This is a genomic window from Mesorhizobium sp. M4B.F.Ca.ET.143.01.1.1 (genome assembly GCF_004792275.1).
Classification (GTDB): domain Bacteria; phylum Pseudomonadota; class Alphaproteobacteria; order Rhizobiales; family Rhizobiaceae; genus Mesorhizobium; species Mesorhizobium abyssinicae.
Genome location: NZ_SRSR01000353.1, coordinates 1 through 285, shown reverse-complemented (window position 1 = coordinate 285; position 285 = coordinate 1). Strand labels below are relative to the sequence as shown.

General features: G+C 66.0%; 1 pseudogene. It reads left to right on the top strand.

Annotated features, from left to right (window positions below):
• Positions 1-13: 13 nt before the first annotated feature.
• A pseudogene (locus EN786_RS37320) lies at positions 14-285 on the top strand (GGDEF domain-containing protein); the annotation flags it as partial.

Genomic DNA, 285 nt, shown 5'->3' with positions numbered 1-285 from the left:
GACGGCGCTGCTCGTGGCGATCGGAACGATGTTCTGGATGAAGGGCGATCATGATCGCCGGATCCTGCTCGTCGTCTCGTTCCTGAGTGGAGCCTGCGGCTTGTCCTTCGCGCTATGCGGCCTGGTGCTGCTGACGCAGGGGCAATGGGTTCTCGGCGGCGCACCCGACAACTGGGCGGAGCGGCTGAACTCCGTCGTCGCGGTCGCCTGCATGACCGGCCTCGGCGCGCTGACGCTTTCGCTGCACCATCTGCAGGCGCAGATCGAGCTCAAGGCCGAGACGAT